The following is a 16,887-nucleotide window of genomic DNA, read 5'->3' on the forward strand; positions in this document are numbered from 1 at the left end:
TACTCTGTGACCGGAATGTCGCGCGCTAGAAAACCTGAAACGCCACGGCGACCTGGCGCCGGTGCGGGGCAAGGCGATGTTCCACCAGATAGAGGCCCTGCCACGTCCCCAGCATCATCCGCCCGGCCGAGACCGGGACCTGCAGGCTGACCGGCAGGACGGCGGCCTTGAGATGCGCGGGCATGTCGTCCGGTCCCTCGTCCCGGTGCCGCAGCCAGGACATCGAGGGATGGTCGGCCTGGGGCGCGATGCGGTCAAGCCAGCCCAGAAGATCGGCCTGCACATCCGGGTCGGCGTTTTCCTGGATCAGCAGGGAACAGGATGTATGCCGGACCAGCAGGGTGACGACACCGTCCGCCGCCCCGCCGTCGCGCAGCCAGGCGGCGACCTGCCGGGTGATGTCGTGGCAGGCCGGGCCACGGGTCTCGACGGAAAGGGTCGTGATCATTCCGCAGCCTCGGGGCTGCCCAGCAGGGGCAGTTCGTCGTCGCCGTCATGCCCGATCGCAAGGCGCTTCTGGTTGCGGGCGCCAAGCTGGCGCAGCAATTCGGCCTGGCGGATGACATTGCCGGACCCGCGGGACAGCCGGTCCATGGCTGTCGCATGGCTCTTGTGGGCCTTGTCCAGCGCCGCGCCGACATCCTCCATCGCGGAAACAAAGCCGTGGAGCTTGTCGTAAAGCATGCCCGCCCGGTTGGCGATCGCCGCCGCGTTGGATTCGCGCCGCTCGACCGTCCAGATGTGATCGACGGTGCGCAGGGTCAGCATCAGCGTGGTCGGCGTCGCCAGCCCCACGCGGTTTTCCATGGCGTGCCGCGTCAGGTCGGGATCGACGCGCAGGGCTTCGGAGAACGCGCCTTCGATCGGAATGAACATCAGCACGTAATCGACCGAGCCTTCCTCAAGCGCGTGATAGCCCTTGCCGGAAAGCGAGGCGATATGCGTACGGATCGCCGCGACGTGCCGGCGCAGCGCGCTGTCGCAGATTGTCGGGTCTTCGGCGCTGACCGCTTCCTCATAGGCCACCAGCGAGACCTTGCTGTCCACCACCAGCACCTTCTTCTGCGGCATCTTGATGATCACGTCCGGGCGCCAGGTCTTGCCATCCTCGTCCCGGCGGCTGGTCTGGGTGGTGTAGTGCGTGCCCGACAGAAGGCCCGAATCCTCGAGAATGCGTTCAAGGATCATCTCGCCCCAGGCGCCGCGCTTCTGGCTGTCGCCCTTCAAGGCGCGCGTCAGGTTGACCGCCTCGCGAGAGATCGCCTCGGACCGGCGGTAAAGGCCTTCGATCTGTTCGCGCAGGCGGGCCCGTTCCTCGTCAGTGGCCTTGTTGCGCGCCTGCAGTTCGTTCTGGAAGCGGTCCACCTGATCGCGGAAGGGCGCAAGCAAGGCGCTCAGCTGGTCGCCGTGCGCCTTCTGCATCTCGGCGCCCTGGGTCTTCAGCGTCTCGTTCGCCAGCAGCTTGAAGTGCCCGGTCATCTCCTCGCGCAGTTCCTTGAGGGTCGCAATCTCGCGTTGCGCCGCCAGCAGATCCTTCTGGGCCGCCAGCCGAGCCTCGGACAAGTCGCGTTCAAGCCGTGCGACGGTCTGGCGCTCGGCCTGCAGGGCTTCGGCAAGGCCGTCGCGATCCGCTGTCAGCCTGGCAACGACATCATCCCCCTGGTCGCGCAATTCGTGCAGGCGCGCGATCTCGCGCCGTTCGGCGGCCAAATCCTTCTCGGCGGCAAGCCGGGCCGAGGCGAGTTCGCCTTCCAGACGCGCGATGTCGCGCCTTCCGATCTGCAGGGCGTCCGACAGGTCGTCGCGCTCGCACCCGATCTCGGCCAGGCGCTTTTCCAGATGCTCCGCCTGCGCCTCGAGCCGGCCCGCCTTCAAGCGCTGTTCGTCCAGCAGCCCCGCCTGCTCGGCCAGCCTGCGTTCCAGTTCGGACGCCCTGCCGTCGTTCGACGGACGCCGCATGGTCACGACCAGCAACAGCACGACCGCCGCCAGAAGCAGGCAGAGAACGATCAGGATCGTATCGGCGGACATGAAGGAACCTCGCGCAACTTTCGTGCAGCGTTCATGATTTACCCCAAGATTGCAAGGATCATGACGATTGCACGGCGGACTGAACCTACGTCACGCGATGCGCAATGAAAAACCGCCCGAAGGCGGTCTTTCGTCATTGATCCAGGAACGACCGCAGCTTGCGGCTGCGCGACGGGTGCTTCAGCTTGCGCAGCGCCTTGGCCTCGATCTGCCGGATGCGTTCGCGGGTCACGCTGAACTGCTGGCCGACTTCCTCCAGCGTGTGGTCGGTGTTCATGCCGATGCCGAAGCGCATCCGCAGAACCCGTTCCTCGCGCGGGGTCAGCGAGGCCAGAACGCGCGTCGTCGTTTCCTTCAGGTTCTCCTGAATGGCCGAGTCCAGCGGCAGGACGGCGTTCTTGTCCTCGATGAAATCGCCAAGCTGGCTGTCCTCCTCGTCCCCGATGGGGGTTTCGAGGGAAATCGGCTCCTTGGCGATCTTCATCACCTTGCGGACCTTTTCCAGCGGCATCTGCAGCTTTTCGGCCAGTTCTTCCGGGGTCGGTTCCCGGCCGATCTCGTGCAGCATCTGGCGGCCGGTGCGGACCAGCTTGTTGATCGTCTCGATCATGTGGACCGGGATTCGGATCGTGCGGGCCTGATCCGCGATGGACCGGGTGATCGCCTGCCTGATCCACCAGGTCGCATAGGTCGAGAACTTGTAGCCGCGCCGGTATTCGAACTTGTCCACGGCCTTCATCAGGCCGATGTTGCCCTCCTGGATCAGGTCCAGGAACTGCAAGCCGCGGTTCGTGTACTTCTTGGCGATGGAGATCACGAGGCGCAGGTTCGCCTCGACCATTTCCTTCTTGGCCTGGCGCGCCTCTTTCTCGCCCCGCTGGACCTGGGACACGATGCGGCGGAATTCCTCGATATCGACGCCGACATACTGGCCGACCTGCGCCATCTCGTTGCGCAGATCCTCGACCTTCTCGCGCGAGCGTTCGAACAGCGCCTGCCAGCCGCGGCCCGCCTGCTGGGACATACGGTCCACCCAGGTCGGGTCAAGTTCGGTCCCGCGATAGGCGTCGATGAATTCGCGGCGGTTGATGCGCGCGGCGTCGGCCAGCTTGACCATGCCGCTGTCGATGGTCACGATCCGGCGGTTGATGCCGTAAAGCTGGTCGACCAGGGCCTCGATCCGGCTGCTGTTCAGGTGAAGCTCGTTCACCAGCCCGACGATGCGGCTGCGCAGCACCTGGTAGTCGCTTTCCGCCGTGGCCGAGAAGCTGTTGTCCTCGTTCAAGGTGGCCGACATGCGCTGGTCCTGCATCGCGGCCAACGCTTCGTAGTCGTGGGCGATGAGTTCCAGAGTTTCTAGGACCTTGGGCTTCAGGCTGGCTTCCATCGCGGCAAGCGACAGGTTGGTGCCGTCGTCCTCCTCGTCATCGTCCTCGCTGCGCATGGGGTTGCCATCGGCATCCAGTTCCTCGCGCTTCTGCGAGGCCTCGGCTTGGACGCTGCCCTCGGACAACTCCTCTTCCTCGCCCTCCTCCTCGTCCAGCGACTGGCCGAAGGTGGTTTCAAGGTCGATGACGTCGCGCAGCAGGATCTCCTCGTCCAGAAGCTCCTCGCGCCACATGGTGATGGCCTTGAAGGTCAGCGGGCTTTCGCACAGGCCCGCGATCATGGTGTTGCGACCGGCCTCGATCCGCTTGGCGATGGCGATCTCGCCCTCGCGCGACAGCAGTTCGACCGAACCCATCTCGCGCAGGTACATGCGCACGGGGTCGTCGGTGCGGTCCAGCTTCTCGGTTTCCGAGGTGGCGACGGCAACCTCGCGAGAGGACGAGCCGACGACGGCCACGGCGCCGCCCTCGGGTTCCTCGGCCCCGTCCTCGTCTTCGATCACGTTGATGCCCATCTCGGACAGCATCGACATGACGTCCTCGATCTGCTCGCTGCTGACCTGCTCGGGCGGCAGGACGGCGTTGAGCTGATCATAGGTGATGTAGCCCCGTTCGCGCGCATCCGCGATCATGCGCTTGACGGCCGCCTGGCTCATGTCAAGCGAATGGGCGTTGTCGTCCTTGTCAGACTTGTCGTGATCGTCGTCCTTGGTGGCCATCCAGGGCTCCCTTTGTCAGGCAGTGATTCGCCACCGACGCGAATCACCGAAAGTCGTCGTATATCTAGCGTGCCCTCCCTCCGAATCAAAGGGCAGGCGATTGACTTGATTCGGTCTTGCCCGAATCAGTCGCCGTCTGGTCATCGGCGCGGCGGTTTGCGCCAGATCTGGCCATCCACGAACTGCGACAACTGCGCCGACAGCGCGTCGCGATCCTCGTTCAGGTCCATGCCGCCTTCCAGTTCGGGCCTTTCGGCGCGATGGCGGGCGCGCGCGATCTGCTGCATCCGCCAGGTCAGTCCTTCATCCGCCTCGCCCTGGATCTCGGCCTCGGCACGCGCAAGCTCGGTTCCGGCCGCGCGCTGCGCCTCGAGTCGATCCAGAAGATTGTTCAATATCGCCAGGGCGGTTTCCGCATCCTGCGAGCCGATCACCGCCGGAGTGAGGCCCAGATGGGCGTCGCGCCGCAGCGTTTCAAGCCCGCGCCGACCCGCCGGGCTTTCGCCGTGCGACAGCAGGTCGAACAGCAATGCCGCGCGGTCGGGATCCGGCGGGGACAGCCGCTCCAACCGGGTTTCGGCCTGCGCCACCAGTTCCGGACGCAGCGCGCAGATCAGAAGGCTTGCACCCTCCAGCAGCGCGGCGGCGGTCAAGGGATTGGCGGCCACCGCCGGAAGGGGGCGCGGCGCCTGGCCACGGCCGCGAGGCGCGGACTTGCGGTCGGCCTGCCGCGCATTGCCCTGCCGCGCGTTCCGACGCGGACCGCCGCCGAAAAGCTCCCACCGCTTGCGGCGCAGTTCCTCGGCGTAATGGTTGCGGGTCAGCTCGTCGGGTATCTTCGCAATGGCATCCTGCAGTCGCTTGTCCAGCGCCGCCTTGCGTTCCGGGCTGTCGAAGACCTGACCTTCGGTTTCGCGCGACCAGAGCAGGTCAACCAGCGGGCGCGCGCCGTCCAGCAACGCGCCCATCGCGCCGGGCCCCGCAGCCTTGATCAGGTCGTCGGGGTCCTGACCCGCGGGCAGGATGACAAAGCGCAGCGCCTGGCCCGGCCCGGTCATCGGCAGGGCCAGGTCGATCAGCCGCTGCGCCGCGCGCTGCCCCGCCGCGTCACCGTCCAGGGCGATCACGGGTTCGGGCGAGACGCGCCACATCAGGCGCAACTGGTCCTCGGTGATGGCGGTGCCAAGGGGGGCGACCGCGCCCTCGAAGCCTGCGCGGCACAGCGCGATCACGTCCATGTAGCCTTCGGCCACTACCAGCCGCTGCCCCTTCGCCACCGCCGAGCGCGCGGGGCCGAGGTTGTAAAGATTGCGCCCCTTGTCGAACAGCGGCGTTTCGGGGCTGTTGAGATACTTGGCCCGCGCGTTCGGGTCCATCGCCCGCCCGCCAAAGCCGATGCAACCTCCCTGCCCGTCCCGGATGGGGAAGATGATGCGGCCCCGGAAACGGTCATAGGCCGCGCCGCCATCGTCGGGCTTGGCCGACATGCCCGATTCGACGATCAGCGCCTCGTCGTAACCCTTGTCGCGCAAGGCCTGGGTCAGCGCCGTACGGCTGTCGGGGGCAAAGCCGATCTCGAACCGGTCCTCGGCCCCGCGGTCCAGGCCGCGGCGCAGCAGGTAGTCGCGCGCCTCGGCCGCCGCACCGGTCTGCAGTTGCAGGCGGAACCAGCGGCAGGCGGCTTCGGTCACCTCCAGCAGGCGGGTTCGCCGGTCAGTGCGTTCGCGGGCACGAGGGTCGGGTTCCGGCATCTGCAGCCCAGCCTCGGCGGCCAGAAGCTTGACCGCTTCGATGAATTCCATCCCGTCGGCGTCGCGCAGGAACTTGATGGCGTCGCCCTTGGCGTGACAGCCGAAGCAGTAGTAATAGCCCTTCTGGTCATCGCAATGAAAACTGGCGGATTTTTCCTGGTGGAACGGACAGGGCGCCCACCAGTCGCCGCGCGCCTGGTTCGACTTGCGCAGATCCCAAACGACCTTCTTCCCGATCACGCGGCTGATCGGAACTCGGTTTCGAATCTCGTCAAGGAAGCCGGGAGGAAGACTCATGGGGCAATTATCGGGGCGGAGGCGCTGCGCGGCAAGCGTCGGGAGCTGGGTATTTGGACAACGAAGAAGCTGCGGTCAATCCGCCCCGACCGCACCGCGCGCCAGGCTCCAGTAGATGTCGCCGATGCGGCGCCGGTCCAGTCGGCCGCCTTCGCGATACCAGTTCGTCACCCCGGTCAGCATCGCGATCAGCGCCATCGTCGCCAGCTTGACGTCGTCGAGGCGCATCAGCCCGGCCGCTACCCCGTCGCGCAGGATCGTCTCCAATGCGGCCTCGTACCGGCTGCGCAGGGCGGTGATGCGGGCAAAGTTCTCGGGCGTGAGATTGCGAAGTTCCATATAGGACAGGAACACCGAGTCTGGATGATCCAGGCTGGTGTCGATGTGGAAGCGGACGAAATGTTCCAGCCTTTGCAAGGGATCACCCGGCACGTCCGTCCAGGCGGACAGCAGGTCCTGCATGTGGCTTTCCATCAGGTCCAGCAGCAAGGCCTGCTTGTCGGGCGTATAGGCGTAAAGCGCCCCGGCCTGCACCCCCACGGCGGAGGCGATCTGGCGCATCGACACGGCGGCATAACCCTGCCGCGCGAACAGGCGGCGGGCCTGGTCGCGGATCAGGGGGCCGGTGATCTCGGCGCGGGAACCTTGCGTGCGGGCCATGGCATCTTCTAGCGCGCACCGTTGGGCCGGGAAAGCCCGTTGCCCCGCAGCCACGCGCGCCCTAGGCTTCGCGCCATGAAACACGTCCTGATCCTGACCGCCTGCACCAGCCTGCTTTCGGGCTGCGGCGGTGATGCCGACCCCTACCCCCGCCTGCTGCCGACCGAGCAGATCCTGGCCGAACCCACCCTGCCCGATCATGCGCCGGACGCGGCATCCTCGCCCGTCGTCGCCAATGCCGAGGCGGAGGGGCGCGCCGCCGACCTGCGCCGTCGCGCCGATGCCCTTCGCGGCCCGGTGATCGAGCCGGAGGCGCTGTCGCGCATGCGGCAACGGGATTGATTGCGGACCGTCCTCCACTCTGGTAAAAACTTTTGACCAAATTGGGGGAGAGTTCCATGCCCGTCATCACCTCGATCGAAGATCTGAAGCGGATGCACCGCGCCCGCACGCCCAAGATGTTCTATGATTATGCTGAATCGGGCAGCTACACCGAACAGACCTTCCGCGAGAACACGACCGATTTCGCCAGGCTGAAGCTGCGCCAGAAGGTCGCGGTGGACATGTCGAACCGCAGCACGGCATCGGACATCGCAGGCCTGCTCGCAACCATGCCGGTCGCTCTGGCGCCGGTGGGCCTGACCGGGATGCAGCACGCCGATGGCGAGATCCACGCCGCCCGCGCGGCCGAGAAGTTCGGCGTGCCCTTCTGCCTGTCCACCATGTCGATCTGTTCCATCGAGGACGTGGCGGAACACACGACCAAGCCCTTCATGTTCCAGCTTTACGTCATGAAGGACCAGGATTTCCTTGCCGCCATCATCGAGCGGGCGAAAAAGGCGCGATGCAGCGCCCTGGTGCTGACCCTGGACCTGCAGATCCTGGGCCAGCGACACAAGGACCTGAAGAACGGTCTGTCCGCGCCGCCCAAGCTGACGCTGCCGACGATGCTGGATCTGGCGATGCGCTGGCGGTGGGGCATGGGGATGCTGCAAACGAAGCGGCGCTTCTTCGGCAACATCGTGGGCCATGCCAAGGGCGTGGCAGACCCCTCCAGCCTGATGAGCTGGACGGCCGAGCAGTTCGACGAGAAGCTGGACTGGGACAAGATCGCCCGCATCCGCGACCTGTGGGGCGGCAAGCTGATCCTGAAGGGGGTGCTGGACCCCGACGACGCACGCATAGCCGCCGATTTCGGCGCGGATGCGATCATCGTGTCGAACCATGGGGGCCGGCAGCTTGACGGGGCGCTGTCCTCGATCAGGATGCTGCCGCACATCGTCAAGGCCGTGGGCGACCAGATCGAGGTCCACATGGACAGCGGCATCCGGTCGGGCCAGGACGTGCTGAAGGCCTTGGCGCTTGGCGCGCACGCGACCTGGATCGGCCGCGCCTGGCTGCACGGACTGGGCGCCATGGGCGAGGCCGGCGTCACCGCCGCCCTGCAGGTGATCCGCAAGGAACTGGACATCAGCATGGCTCTTTGCGGCGAACGGGACGTCAAGAACATCGGCCCGCAGAACGTGATGATCCCGCGCGGCTTCCTGGACGAATATGATATCCAGGCGCCGATCAGGCCTTCACAAATCACCCCGCTTGCCGTATAGGCCGCGACCTGTCGCCATGCACCCTTGGAGGATGGCGGCGTCAACAACCAAGTTAGGAACATATCATGGCCAAAGAGATCCCTGATCTGGTGGCCGAGCCGCGCGCGGGGTCAGGCAAGGGGGCCGCCCGCCAAGCTCGCCGCGAAGGCAAGGTGCCCGGAGTCGTCTATGGTGACCACAAGGATGCGGTCAACATCCAGTTCGACTTCAACAAGCTGCTGACGCAACTGCGTGCCGGTCGCTTCATGTCCACGCTGTTCAACCTGAAGGTCGAAGGCCAGGAAGACGTGCGCGTCATCTGCCGCGGTGTGCAGAAGGACGTCGTGAAGGATCTGCCGATCCACATCGACTTCATGCGCCTGCGCCGCACCTCGAAGGTGAACCTGTTCATCCACGTGGACTTCATCAACCACGAGAAATGCCCCGGCCTGAAGCGCGGCGGCACCCTCGTGACGGTGCGCCCCGAGGTCGAGCTGGTCGTGACCGCCGGTGACATTCCCGATCACATCACCGTCGATCTGGAAGGCCTGAACGTCGGCGACACCATCCACATCAACGACGTGAAGCTGCCCGAAGGCGTCAAGCCGACCATCGACCGCAACTTCGTCATCGCCAACATCGCCGCGCCGTCGGCGCTGCGTTCGGGCGACGACAGCGGCGAAGCAGCCGAGGCCGCAGCGGAGGAGTGATCCTTTCCGCCTTGCGCAATCATCGGGGCGGTGCCGCTGGCACCGCCCTTTCCATTTGAGGGCCGCTTTGCTAGCCCATTCGCAGGAGGTCACATGGAACCAGTCCATATCGTCGGCGCGGGCCTTGCCGGGTCCGAGGCTGCCTGGCAGATCGCCCGTGCGGGCGTTCCGGTCGTCCTGCACGAAATGCGCCCCGCCAAGGGCACCTTCGCCCACAAGACCGGCGACTGCGCCGAGATGGTCTGTTCCAACAGCTTCCGCTCCGACGACGACGTGATGAACGCCGTGGGGCAGTTGCATTGGGAAATGCGCGCGGCAGGCGGGCTGATCATGGCCACTGCCGATCGCCACCGGCTGCCCGCAGGCGGTGCCCTTGCCGTCGACCGCGACGCATTTTCGGCCGCGGTGACCGAGGCGCTGCAAGCCGAACCGCTTGTCCAGATCGTCCCCGGCGAGATCACGGAGTTGCCTGACGACGGCAACTGGATCATCGCGACGGGTCCGCTGACCTCGGACGCATTGGCGCAGGCGATCCGGTCGGCTACGGGCACCGACTCGCTTGCCTTCTTCGACGCGATTGCGCCGATCGTCCATGCCGACACCATCGACATGACGATCGCTTGGGAACAAAGCCGCTACGACAAGGGCGAGACCGAGGCCGAGCAGAAGGCCTACATCAACTGCCCAATGAACCGCGAGCAGTACGAGGCCTTCATCGACGCCCTGCTGGCCGCCGACAAGACCGAGTTCCACGAGGGCGAGACGGCGGGCTACTTCGACGGCTGCCTGCCGATCGAGGTCATGGCCGAACGCGGCCGAGAAACGCTGCGCCACGGACCGATGAAGCCCGTGGGTTTGACCAACGCGCATAAGCCGGATGAAAAAGCTTATGCAGTGGTTCAACTTCGGCGTGATAATGCATTGGGAACGCTGTACAATATCGTAGGATTCCAGACCAAGATGAAGTACGGTGCGCAGACCCAGGTGTTCCGCATGATCCCTGGGCTAGAGAATGCCAGCTTTGCGCGGCTGGGCGGCATTCACCGGAACTCCTTCCTGAACTCGCCCACCTTGCTGGACGACCGTATGCGGTTGCGCCAGCGTCCAAACCTGCGCTTCGCCGGGCAGGTCACAGGCGTCGAAGGCTATGTCGAAAGCGCGGCGATGGGGCTGCTGGCGGGCCGGATGGCCGCCGCTCAGGCTTTGGGCCGCGACCTGCCGCCGCCCGCCCTGACCACCGCAATGGGCGCCCTGGTCAACCACATCACCGGCGGGGCCGAGGCCAAGACCTTCCAGCCGATGAACGTGAACTTCGGCCTGTTTCCCCCGCTCGACGAGATGCGCGGCGGACGGAAGGGCCGCAAGGACCGCTATCCCGCCTATACGCAACGTGCCAAGGACGACTTTTCGGCATGGCTAGCGGCGCAGTAAGACGAACCCGCTTTGCGCCCTCGCCTACCGGGCTCTTGCACCTGGGCCATGCCTATGCCGCGCTATTGGCGGAACGCGAAGCCACGTCCGGCCAGTTCCTGCTGCGGATCGAGGATATAGACCGCGATCGTTGCCGTGCCGAATACGAGGACGCGATCTATCAGGACCTGATCTGGCTGGGCGTGCAATGGCAACGCCCGGTCATGCGCCAGTCCGACCGCATGGGCGCCTATCGCGATGCCTTGGCCCGGCTTGCACCCTACAGCTATCCTTGCCGCTGCCGCCGTGGCGACATCCGCGCGGCACTCTCGGCCCCGCAGGAGGGTGGCTTGCCCGCCGGTCCGGACGGGCTGGTCTATCCCGGAACCTGCCGGGGCCGCAGCCTGGCCGATGCCGGGCCGGACGACGTGATCCGCCTGGATGCCGCCCGGGCCTTCGACGCCTTGGGCATCGACTGGATCGCCTTCCGCGACGAGGCGATCATGCCCGGCCACGACCATGCGCTGACCCGCGACCAATTCCTGGGCGGCATCGGCGATGCGATCCTGTCGCGGCGGGGCATGGGCACGTCCTATCACCTGGCCGTCGTGGTGGATGACGCCGACCAAGGCATCACGGTGGTGACGCGTGGAAAAGATCTTTTCGATTCAACCTATATCCACGTTCTTCTTCAGAAGTTGCTTCACTTTCCGACGCCGCTTTATCATCACCATCGCCTGATCCGCGACGACGCAGGCAAGCGGCTTGCCAAGCGCGACGACGCCCGCGCGATCCGTCATTACCGCGAGGATGGTGCCACCCCGCAAGACATCCGCCGGATGCTCGCCCTCTGACCTGCTTTGGACTCCAAATATCCCGGGGGAGTCGCGCATCGCGCGACGGGGGCAGCGCCCCCTTTACGCCATCGGCTCCATGATCCCGACCTCGACCCCGTCGCGGATCGCGGTATAGAAACATGAACGCCGGTTGGTGTGACAGGCGGGCCCATGCTGGCGCACCAGGACAAGCAGGCAATCGCGGTCGCAATCCACCCGCAGGTCCACCAGCTCCTGCACATGTCCAGAGCTTTCGCCCTTGACCCAGAAGGCCCGCCGCGACCGGGACCAATAGGTGACGCGGCCGGTCTGCAAGGTCCGCGCAACGCTTTCGGCATTCATCCAGGCCATCATCAGGATCTCTGCGCTGTCCGCATCCTGCGCAATGGCCGGGATCAGGCCGTTCGCATCATATTTCAGGCTGGCAGGGTCGAACATCGGGTTTCCTTTCGCAGATCGGGTTCCTATCTAGGCCCAAGGCAGCCCGTGGGAAAGACCGATGGCCGACAGCGATCTCATGCAACTCTACTCTCGCCGCATCCTGGCTCTGACAACGGCCATCCCGCATCTCGGCACGCTGCAGAACTTCGACGGCAAGGCCATGCGCCGGTCGCCGCAATGCGGCTCGTCGGTCACGGCCTATGTCGCGATGGACGGGGATCGGGTCGCCGATTTTTCGCAGGAGGTGCGGGCTTGCGCGCTGGGCCAGGCCTCGGCCTCGGTTCTGGGACAGGCGGTCATCGGTCGCAGCCGTGACGAGATCGCCGCGACCCGCGACACCCTGCGCGCCATGCTGACCTCGTCCGGTGAGCCGCCACAGGTTCCTTTCGCCGATCTCGAGGCGCTGTTGCCCGCCCGCGACTATCCCAATCGTCATGCCTCGATCCTGCTGGCCTGGGATGCCACCCTGGACGCCATCGCCCAGGCCGAGGCCTAAAAAAACCGGCCCACCAGGGGCCGGTAGTTGCGCGTGCAGGGGGACTGACGGACGCACAGGCGGAGCGCCGTCAAAGCAACGCGGGGCAGAGTTCAGGCCTGCAGAATGGCAGGCAGCCAGAGCACGATCAGCGTCGTGACGGCAAGGGCGGTAACACCGAGCAGATCAGAAGCGAATTCACGAGACATGGGCAACTCCTGTTTGTTGCCCTTTTGTTCTCATACTCGCGCCGTTCTGTAAAGAACATTTTAAGAACTTCTTAGCCGATAGAGATCAGGCGGATGGCTTCGTCCTGGCTCATCAGCCACATCAACATGCGAATCGCCTGTCCGCGCTGGCTTTCCAGACCGGGGTCGCGGTCCAGCAAGGCCCGCGCATCCTGCCGTGCCACCGCCATCAGCCCCGCCTGATGTTCCAGATCAGCGATGCGGAAGCGGGGCAGGCCCGACTGGGCGGTTCCGATCACGTCGCCTGCCCCGCGCATCTCAAGATCCACTTCCGCGATGCGGAAACCATCTTCGGTATCGCGCAGGGTCGTCAGGCGTTGTGCGCCCGTCTCGCCCAGCGGCGGGTGGTACATCAGCAGGCAGGTCGAGGCGCCTTTGCCCCGACCGACCCGTCCGCGAAGCTGGTGCAACTGGGCCAGGCCAAAGCTCTCGGCGCGCTCGATCACCATGATCGTCGCTTCGGGAACGTCCACGCCGACCTCGATCACCGTGGTCGCCACCAGAAGCCGGGCGCGGCCGCTGGCGAAATCGCCCATGGCCGCGTCGCGCTGATCGGCCGGCATCTGTCCGTGGACCAGGCGCACGGCCTCTCCGAACTGGGCGCGCAGGAACTGGAACCGGGCTTCGGCGGCGGTCAGGTCGGTCACTTCGCTTTCATCGACCAGGGGGCAGACCCAATAGGCCCGCGCGCCCTGATCCAAAGCATGACGCAGCCGCGCGGTCACTTGGTCCAGCCGCTGGTCGCTGATCATCACGGTGGTGATGGGCTGCCGTCCCGGCGGCTTTTCACCCAGGATCGAGATGTCGAGATCGCCATATTGCGTCAGCGCCAGGGACCGCGGGATGGGCGTCGCGGTCATGATCAGCATGTCGGGCGGCACCTCGCCCTTGGCCGACAGTTCCAGCCGCTGCCCCACGCCGAAGCGATGCTGTTCGTCGATGATCGCCAGCCTCAGGTCGTGGAAATGCACGTCCTTCTGGAACACCGCATGGGTGCCGACCAGGATGTCGATGCGCCCTTCAACCAGATCCTCCAGGATTTGCGCACGCAATTCACCCTTGTCGCGGCCGGTCAGGGCCGCAAGCCTGATGCCGGCCGCGCGCGCAAGAGGCTCCAGTGCTCGCGCGTGCTGGCGGGCGAGGATCTCGGTCGGGGCCATCAGCACCGCCTGCCCGCCCGCCTCGACCGCGACAAGGGCTGACAGCATGGCAACCAGTGTCTTGCCCGAACCGACATCGCCCTGCAGCAGCCGGTTCATGCGCCGGTCGCTACCCATGTCGGCCGCGATCTCCTCGACCGCGCCGCGTTGGGCGTTCGTGGGCGGCCAGGGCAGGCTTTCCAGAACCGCCCGGCGCAGCCGCCCGTTGCCTCGGCTGGGCCGCCCTTTCAGGCGCCGCTTTTCCCGTCGCACCAGGGCCAGGGTCATCTGGTGCGCCAGAAACTCGTCATAGGCCAATCGCGCGCGCGCCGGAGCATCCGGGGACAGGTCGCGAACGGACTGCGGATCATGCGCCTGCCGCAGCGCGGTCGCAATATCGGGCCAGCCGCGCTGGGCCACAAGCTGCTGGTCGATCCACTCGCCGACAGGCGGCAGGCGGGTCAGCGCAGCCTCGACGGCCTTCGCCATGACCTTTCGCGTCAACCCCGCGGCCAGGGGATAGACCGCCTCGAACTCGGGCAAGGTGGGATCATCCTCTCGCAGCACATGGTCGGGATGGACCATCTGGGCAAGGCCGTCGAACAGTTCGACCTTGCCGCTGACGATGCGGCGGGCGCCTGCCGGAAGCTGGCTTTCGATCCACTCCTTGCGGGGATGGAAGAACACCAGGGTCAGATCGCCCGTCCCGTCGCTGCAATGCACGCGCCAAGGACGGCCGCGCGTCGTCGGCGGATGATGGCGGCCCACCGTTACAGCAATGGTGACGACCTCGGGCGGGCGGGCATCGCTGATGCGTGCGATGCGGCGCCGGGTGACGCCGCTTGCCGGAAGCGTCAGGATCAGGTCACGCGGGCGTTCGATGCCCATCTGCCCCAAGGACGCACGGCTTTTCGGACCGATCCCGGGCAAGGTGTCGACGTCCGAGAACAGCGGAAAAAGTGCCGGCGGACGACCCTTGGGCTGCGTCATGAGCCGCCCGCGATAAGCAGCCACTCATCCTCGTCGATGACCTTGACGCCCAGTTCGGCGGCCTTCCTGGCCTTGGACCCGGCACCCGGCCCGGCGATCAGCAGGTCGGTCTTGGCGCTGACCGATCCCGCGACCTTGGCACCCATGGCCTCGGCCCGCGCCTTGGCCTCGGCCCGCGTCATCCGCTCCAAGGTACCCGTGAAGACAAGGGTCTTGCCGCTGATGGCGGTTTCCTGCGCCTGGCGCGCTGCGGCCGGGATTACCTCGATCCGGGCGATCAGGCGGTCGATGCTTGCACGCTCGGCCTCTTGCGTCAGGGTCGTGACAAGGGATTGGACAAGGACGGCGCCAATCCCGTTGATCGTGGTCAGTTCCGCCCAATGCGGGCTGTCGGCCATCGCCAAGCGTCGCGACCTGTCATCCGCAGCAAAGGCGGGTTCATGCGCCGCGGCGTCGATGGCCGCGATCAGCGCATCCCATGTGCCGAAATGCCGCGCCAGGATGCCTGCCGCGACCTCTCCCACATGACGAATGCCCAGCGCAAAGATCAGGCGTTCCAGCGGGATGCGGCGCTTGTCCTCGATGGCGGCGAACAGCTTCTCGACCGAGCGGGCGCCGAAGCCCTCGCGGTTCTTCAGCCGGGCAATGCTGGCGGCATCGCGTTCGGCCAGGGTGAAGATGTCGGCGGGTTCGCGGATCGGCAGGGTGGCGTCGGCGAAGAACATCTCGATCTGCTTGGCGCCCAGGCCGTCGATGTCGAAGGCCGCGCGGCTGACGAAGTGCTTCAGCTTCTCGACCGCCTGGGCGGGGCAGGCCATGCCGCCGGTGCAGCGGCGCACCGAATCGCCCGGCTCGCGGATCGCGTCGGACCCGCATTGCGGGCAGGTTTCGGGAAAAGCGTAGGGCTGGCTGCCATCCGGCCTGCGCGACAGGTCCACGTCGGCGATCTTGGGAATGACATCGCCTGCGCGATAGATCTTGACCCAATCCCCTTCGCGGATGTCGCGCCCCTCGCGGATCGGGGTGCCGGTGCTGTCGCGGCCGGCGATGTAATCCTCGTTGTGCAAAGTCGCGTTCGAGACGACCACCCCGCCGACCGTGACCGGCTCCAGCCGTGCGATCGGGGACAGCGCGCCGGTGCGGCCAACCTGGATGTCGATGCGGTGAAGACGGGTCCACGCCGTCTCGGCCGGGAACTTGTGTGCCAGCGCCCAACGGGGCGTGGTCGAGCGGAAGCCGAGACGGGTTTGCAACGCAAGATCGTTGACCTTGTAGACCACGCCGTCGATGTCATAGCCAAGCGTCGCACGCTGCTGCTCGATCTCGGCCCAGACGGCGATCATCCCCTCGGCATCTTGGCACAGGCGCGTCAAGGGATTGACCTGGAAGCCGAGGGCGGCCAGACGCTCGACCGCGCCCATCTGCGTGTCGGCAAGGGGTGCGCTCAACTGGCCCCAGCCATAGGCGAAGAACCGCAGCGGACGGGACGCGGTGACCGCCGGATCGATCTGGCGCAGCGATCCCGCAGCGGCATTGCGGGGGTTGGCGAAGACGCGGCCATCCTCGGCCGCATTCAGTCGCTCGAAATCGGCGTGGCTCATGTAGACCTCGCCGCGGACTTCCACGACGGCGGGCGCGTCTTTCGGCAGCCGATGGGGAATGTCAGCAATGGTTCGGGCATTGGCGGTGACATTCTCGCCCACGGTGCCGTCGCCACGCGTCGCGGCCTGCACCAGGACCCCGTCTTCGTAGCGCAGGGACAGCGACAAGCCGTCGATCTTTGGTTCGGCCGTGAAGTCCAGCCGTCCGTCGCGCATGCCAAGAAAGCTGCGGACGCGGGACACGAAATCCGCCACGTCCTCGGCCGTGAAGCCGTTTTCCAGCGACATCATCCGCTGGGCGTGCGTGACCTTGCCAAAGCCTTCGGCGGGGGCCGCCCCGACCTTCCGGGTAGGACTGTCAGGCGAGGCAAGCTGGGGAAAGGCACGCTCCAGCGCCATCAGGCGCTGCTTCAGCGCGTCATAGTCGGCATCGGACAGGACCGGGGCGTCGTGACGATGGTAATCCTCGTTGGCCTGGACGATCCGGGCGACCAGGTCGCTGATCTCGTCGCCCGCGCGCCGTTCATCCAGCTCAGCCACGTCCGGCCGAGCCTGCGCGTCCTCATCCTGCATCTGCCCCGTCATCGCCGCCTCCGCCTTTCGTC

The 16,887-nt window shown here is 66.1% G+C and carries 14 protein-coding genes; 6 read left to right on the top strand and 8 right to left on the bottom strand.

Annotation, left to right across the window (positions count from 1 at the left end; translation table 11 throughout):
- Positions 1-25: 25 nt before the first annotated feature.
- The 5 genes from J0F76_RS06160 to J0F76_RS06180 all read right to left on the bottom strand — a co-directional run bounded on the left by J0F76_RS06160 (position 26) and on the right by J0F76_RS06180 (position 6,846).
- Positions 26-448, bottom strand: a complete 423-nt coding sequence (locus J0F76_RS06160) for a secondary thiamine-phosphate synthase enzyme YjbQ (protein ID WP_207466891.1) — start codon at positions 446-448, stop codon at positions 26-28.
- On the bottom strand, positions 445-2,031 hold the full coding sequence (locus tag J0F76_RS06165) for a DNA recombination protein RmuC (RefSeq protein WP_242690027.1): 1,587 nt from the start codon (positions 2,029-2,031) through the stop codon (positions 445-447). The genes J0F76_RS06160 and J0F76_RS06165 overlap by 4 nt, the downstream gene beginning before the upstream one ends.
- Positions 2,032-2,164: 133 nt before the next feature.
- A complete protein-coding gene (gene rpoD, locus J0F76_RS06170) occupies positions 2,165-4,138 on the bottom strand; it encodes an RNA polymerase sigma factor RpoD (protein WP_207466893.1) in 1,974 nt (657 codons plus the stop codon).
- Positions 4,139-4,278: 140 nt separating this feature from the next.
- Entirely contained in the window at positions 4,279-6,186 is a 1,908-nt protein-coding gene (gene dnaG / locus J0F76_RS06175; protein WP_207466895.1) for a DNA primase, read from the bottom strand.
- A gap of 75 nt (positions 6,187-6,261) precedes the next feature.
- Complete coding sequence (locus J0F76_RS06180; protein WP_207466897.1) at positions 6,262-6,846, bottom strand: TetR/AcrR family transcriptional regulator; 585 nt, start codon at positions 6,844-6,846, stop codon at positions 6,262-6,264.
- 75 nt (positions 6,847-6,921) lie between these two features.
- Between J0F76_RS06180 and J0F76_RS06185 the strand changes: the two genes are divergently transcribed.
- The 5 genes from J0F76_RS06185 (at position 6,922) to gluQRS (ending at position 11,406) form a co-directional block, all read left to right on the top strand.
- Positions 6,922-7,188 carry a hypothetical protein gene (locus J0F76_RS06185; protein WP_207466899.1) on the top strand — a complete coding sequence of 89 codons (267 nt, stop codon included), beginning with the start codon at positions 6,922-6,924 and terminating at the stop codon, positions 7,186-7,188.
- Between the two features lie 56 nt (positions 7,189-7,244).
- Positions 7,245-8,453, top strand: a complete 1,209-nt coding sequence (locus J0F76_RS06190; RefSeq protein WP_207466901.1) for an alpha-hydroxy acid oxidase — start codon at positions 7,245-7,247, stop codon at positions 8,451-8,453.
- A gap of 65 nt (positions 8,454-8,518) precedes the next feature.
- Positions 8,519-9,142 (top strand): 50S ribosomal protein L25/general stress protein Ctc, encoded by a 624-nt coding sequence (locus tag J0F76_RS06195; RefSeq protein WP_207466902.1) that lies wholly within the window; start codon positions 8,519-8,521, stop codon positions 9,140-9,142.
- Between the two features lie 93 nt (positions 9,143-9,235).
- Positions 9,236-10,573, top strand: a complete 1,338-nt coding sequence (trmFO, locus tag J0F76_RS06200) for a methylenetetrahydrofolate--tRNA-(uracil(54)-C(5))-methyltransferase (FADH(2)-oxidizing) TrmFO (protein ID WP_207466904.1) — start codon at positions 9,236-9,238, stop codon at positions 10,571-10,573.
- Positions 10,555-11,406 (top strand): tRNA glutamyl-Q(34) synthetase GluQRS, encoded by an 852-nt coding sequence (gluQRS, locus tag J0F76_RS06205; protein ID WP_207466906.1) that lies wholly within the window; start codon positions 10,555-10,557, stop codon positions 11,404-11,406. Before trmFO ends, gluQRS begins: the two co-directional genes overlap by 19 nt.
- A 63-nt stretch (positions 11,407-11,469) precedes the next feature.
- Here the strand turns inward: gluQRS and hisI are convergent, their stop codons facing one another.
- A complete protein-coding gene (gene hisI / locus J0F76_RS06210) occupies positions 11,470-11,826 on the bottom strand; it encodes a phosphoribosyl-AMP cyclohydrolase (RefSeq protein WP_207466908.1) in 357 nt (118 codons plus the stop codon).
- Positions 11,827-11,887: 61 nt separating this feature from the next.
- Here hisI and J0F76_RS06215 point away from each other — a divergent pair, with 61 nt between their 5' ends.
- The gene (locus J0F76_RS06215) at positions 11,888-12,325 is read left to right on the top strand and encodes an iron-sulfur cluster assembly scaffold protein (protein WP_207466910.1); all 438 of its coding nucleotides are present in this window, start codon (positions 11,888-11,890) and stop codon (positions 12,323-12,325) included.
- Positions 12,326-12,584: 259 nt separating this feature from the next.
- Here J0F76_RS06215 and recG read toward each other — a convergent pair whose 3' ends face one another.
- Together recG and ligA are read right to left on the bottom strand one after the other, a co-directional pair.
- Positions 12,585-14,681, bottom strand: a complete 2,097-nt coding sequence (gene recG, locus J0F76_RS06220) for an ATP-dependent DNA helicase RecG (RefSeq protein ID WP_207466912.1) — start codon at positions 14,679-14,681, stop codon at positions 12,585-12,587.
- A complete protein-coding gene (gene ligA, locus J0F76_RS06225) occupies positions 14,678-16,867 on the bottom strand; it encodes an NAD-dependent DNA ligase LigA (RefSeq protein ID WP_242690028.1) in 2,190 nt (729 codons plus the stop codon). The genes recG and ligA overlap by 4 nt, the downstream gene beginning before the upstream one ends.
- Positions 16,868-16,887: the final 20 nt, after the last annotated feature.

Source organism: Paracoccus fontiphilus (assembly GCF_017356265.1).
GTDB lineage: Bacteria > Pseudomonadota > Alphaproteobacteria > Rhodobacterales > Rhodobacteraceae > Paracoccus > Paracoccus fontiphilus.

What these genes read in the sequence shown, in the direction of transcription:
- J0F76_RS06160 (WP_207466891.1), bottom strand. Translation starts at nt 448, where the DNA reads ATGATCACGACCCTTTCCGTCGAGACCCGTGGCCCGGCCTGCCACGAC.
- J0F76_RS06165 (WP_242690027.1), bottom strand. Translation starts at nt 2,031, where the DNA reads ATGTCCGCCGATACGATCCTGATCGTTCTCTGCCTGCTTCTGGCGGCG.
- rpoD (WP_207466893.1), bottom strand. Translation starts at nt 4,138, where the DNA reads ATGGCCACCAAGGACGACGATCACGACAAGTCTGACAAGGACGACAAC.
- dnaG (WP_207466895.1), bottom strand. Translation starts at nt 6,186, where the DNA reads ATGAGTCTTCCTCCCGGCTTCCTTGACGAGATTCGAAACCGAGTTCCG.
- J0F76_RS06180 (WP_207466897.1), bottom strand. Translation starts at nt 6,846, where the DNA reads ATGGCCCGCACGCAAGGTTCCCGCGCCGAGATCACCGGCCCCCTGATC.
- J0F76_RS06185 (WP_207466899.1), top strand. Translation starts at nt 6,922, where the DNA reads ATGAAACACGTCCTGATCCTGACCGCCTGCACCAGCCTGCTTTCGGGC.
- J0F76_RS06190 (WP_207466901.1), top strand. Translation starts at nt 7,245, where the DNA reads ATGCCCGTCATCACCTCGATCGAAGATCTGAAGCGGATGCACCGCGCC.
- J0F76_RS06195 (WP_207466902.1), top strand. Translation starts at nt 8,519, where the DNA reads ATGGCCAAAGAGATCCCTGATCTGGTGGCCGAGCCGCGCGCGGGGTCA.
- trmFO (WP_207466904.1), top strand. Translation starts at nt 9,236, where the DNA reads ATGGAACCAGTCCATATCGTCGGCGCGGGCCTTGCCGGGTCCGAGGCT.
- gluQRS (WP_207466906.1), top strand. Translation starts at nt 10,555, where the DNA reads ATGGCTAGCGGCGCAGTAAGACGAACCCGCTTTGCGCCCTCGCCTACC.
- hisI (WP_207466908.1), bottom strand. Translation starts at nt 11,826, where the DNA reads ATGTTCGACCCTGCCAGCCTGAAATATGATGCGAACGGCCTGATCCCG.
- J0F76_RS06215 (WP_207466910.1), top strand. Translation starts at nt 11,888, where the DNA reads ATGGCCGACAGCGATCTCATGCAACTCTACTCTCGCCGCATCCTGGCT.
- recG (WP_207466912.1), bottom strand. Translation starts at nt 14,681, where the DNA reads ATGACGCAGCCCAAGGGTCGTCCGCCGGCACTTTTTCCGCTGTTCTCG.
- ligA (WP_242690028.1), bottom strand. Translation starts at nt 16,867, where the DNA reads ATGACGGGGCAGATGCAGGATGAGGACGCGCAGGCTCGGCCGGACGTG.